This is a genomic window from Microseira sp. BLCC-F43, assembly GCF_041929235.1.
Lineage (GTDB): Bacteria > Cyanobacteriota > Cyanobacteriia > Cyanobacteriales > Aerosakkonemataceae > Microseira.
The window spans coordinates 1-2806 of record NZ_JBHFNP010000100.1 but is presented as its reverse complement, the minus strand read 5'-3'; the positions used below and the strand labels follow the sequence as shown (position 1 = coordinate 2806).

The window sequence follows — 2806 nt, the reverse complement described above, 5'->3', positions numbered from 1 at the left end:
TTGACACTCCCCGCAATAAATTGACGGGGATTCTTGCATCTACAGATACTCTCCACGAGGGAGAATATCTTTCATGTTGTGCCAAGCAACCCATTCTTTAGACCAGATGAAACCATTACAGCAGCATCTCTGGAGTGTCGGGTAAGGTTTGATCGTCACCACTCATCCCTCCCCTTTGAACCAAACTTGACAATTACTCATCATCCTGCGCAAGCTCTACCTCAAGTTGTTCAACTTGGGTTTGTTTGAATGTACCTGCCGATGGCAAGCTTTATCCAGATCCACAAGGTTTTCTACGTCGTCTGTTCCACCTTTTGCAACACGTACTATGTGATGGGTTTCAATTTCCTCACCGTTGAATAATGGTTCACCACATACAGGACATTTCCATTTTTGGAATTGAGCAACTTCATAGTATTTGCTGTTCTTCTCCCAGTAGTTCTTTCCCTATTTTTCGTGGCGTTTTGCCCAATATTCTTTTAGACTTACATCATCCGGGGAGTTTGTGCCTACGATTGATGTGTCGTTGGATTGGTGTTGAGGCTATATTGAACAGTGTCAAAACTGTTTTCTTACCTCGACGTTCAGTAGTAACGCTGAACGTCCAATCCACTCCTTTGATTCTGCTGAAGTATCTGCTTTTGACCCATCTTTTTGGTTTGTTGGGATGTCTACGCTTTGCCCAACGCCAGAGGTATTGCCATAATCGGTGTCCGATGTATGAGAAAGTTTCTTTGCTAACTTGCCCTCTGTAGTAGTTAGCAAAACCTCTGAGAATAGGATTCAGTTTTTGGATGACTACCTCTTCGGTTGTCCCGTTGAGTTTTCTTATTTCCTGTCCAAGTCTCTGGCAAAAGGCAAGTACTTTTTCCTTGGATGGTTTAATAAATAGTTTTCCTTGGTTGCCATACCGCCTTAAATTGAATCCCAGGAAGTTAAAGCCATCCTTTACCGATGAGATTACCGTCTTCTCAGAACTGAGTTCAAGACCTTTTGACTTCATCCATACTTGTATCTGGTTTTGGGCTGTTTCGACACTTTGCCTGTCCCTAGCAGTGACCATGACATCATCTGCGTATCTCACCACGCCAAGTTGAGGATTGGTGGATTTTATGTAGTCTTCTAGGCCATGCAATCCTATGTTAGCTAGTCGGGGTGAAATTACCCCACCTTGCGGCGTACCCTGTTCTGTTGGATTCCATCTTCCATCTAGAACAAATCCAGCTTTCAACCATCCTTTTATTAAATTTGTTCCGGGGACAAACTTAATACTATCAAGGATGGATTCGTGGGCGATGTTGTCAAAGAAGCCTTTAATATCAGCTTTACCTCTAGGGTTGTTGTTTAGTCTGTTGAATGACTGTGCTATTGCATCTTGACAACTTCTGCCTGGTCTAAACCCGTATGAATTAGGTTCAAACACTGCTGACCATTCGAGTTCTAGTGCGTTTTTCACTATTGACTGTAAGACTCTAACTCTTACGGTTGGGATACCGAGTGGACGTTTCTTGCCATTTGGCTTTGGTATCATTACCCTTCTCGTGGGATGAGCTTTGTACGCTTGCCATTCGTTGACAAGTTTAACTCGTTGTGCAGGGGTATTAATTACCTCCTTATCTATTCCTGCTGTATTTTTACCTGTGTTTGTTTGAGTTATCTGTCTCACGGCTAATAGTAGGTTCGCTTCGCTTCTTAGCATTAACTTCTGCAAGTCTCGTAGCTTACGTAAGTTACCAATTTGTTTGGCACGAAAGATTCTTTGACGTAGATTCCTAACAGCTTTTTTGACTCTTTTCCCATTAATCATGCTTCAGTATTCTAGCTTATTCTTGGTTCCATTTATGCTGTGACACATATCTAACTTATCCCTTGATTCGGTTTCTTTGTCACTTCTTTCTTTCAAATATAACCCAGGTGAAGTCTGCTATTCCTTTCGGTCAAAGGTATATGAACCCTTATCTGGAGTATTACCTCTAGCGTTCGCTTTTTCACCCATCCTCTACCCTCCAGGGAATTCTGCCAGAGTTTCCTTTGGCTTACTTATCATTTCGACCATTGATCAGACTCTGTAGGGTTTACCCTGTTGCATCAGTTAAGTTTATTTCCCTTTCGGATGGTGTCTATTCTGCGATGGGGATTGTATTCATAGGATTTATGGAAGACCTATCCATAAATCTACCCATTTAGCTTTTGCCCTGTGTCAGGTTTTTGCACTGGTTGTTCTGTTACGCAGTTTAGTGACACTTCACTTTCGTTCATCCATATCAGGGAATCCCTCTAGATTCTTGACCAGACTAACCTTGTCCAGTTTCAGTTACGTTTGTGCCTCTTTATGAATCTCCTAAGAATGTAGGCGTTCCGCCTTAACTAATCATTTCAGGTCGCGCCGGTCTAAAGAACATGAGAAACCATCCCCGAAGGGCTAAGTTCAAGGCAGCGTTCAAATCGGCATTATGGTGGTGTCCTAATGGGCAGTTGAAATCATGTTTTTTCCTGTTCCCAATAGTTCCGCAAGTTGAGCAAGATTTACTCGTGTATGTCCAGAGGCGTTTAATTAGTTTCAATCCTTTGATAGCTGACTTATAATCTAGTTTTTGTTCTAAAGAATAGTACGCCCAAGAATGCCTTTACTCACCACTATCAGCCGGATTTTTTCGGTTCTGCTTCATGGAATCGCGACATCCTTCTAAATCTTCAAGCACCACATTAGCATTTAGATATTCTGCCAATCTAACTATCCTTTTGCTGATAGTGTGATTGACAGCATCCATCCATCGCCGCTCTTTTTTGTTCCACTTCTTCAGGG

The 2806-nt window shown here is 42.2% G+C and carries 2 protein-coding genes and 1 pseudogene; all 3 read right to left on the bottom strand.

The genetic code is table 11. The features are described from left to right. Positions 1 to 216: 216 nt before the first annotated feature. Positions 217 to 330, bottom strand: coding sequence for a hypothetical protein (locus tag ACE1CM_RS15210; protein ID WP_374878355.1), 114 nt, complete (start codon positions 328 to 330; stop codon positions 217 to 219). 160 nt (positions 331 to 490) lie between these two features. Then, on the bottom strand, positions 491 to 1807 hold the full coding sequence (gene ltrA / locus ACE1CM_RS15205; RefSeq protein WP_374878354.1) for a group II intron reverse transcriptase/maturase: 1317 nt from the start codon (positions 1805 to 1807) through the stop codon (positions 491 to 493). Between the two features lie 556 nt (positions 1808 to 2363). Then, positions 2364 to 2600, bottom strand: a pseudogene (locus tag ACE1CM_RS15200) (zinc ribbon domain-containing protein); the annotation flags it as partial. Positions 2601 to 2806 lie beyond the last annotated feature (206 nt).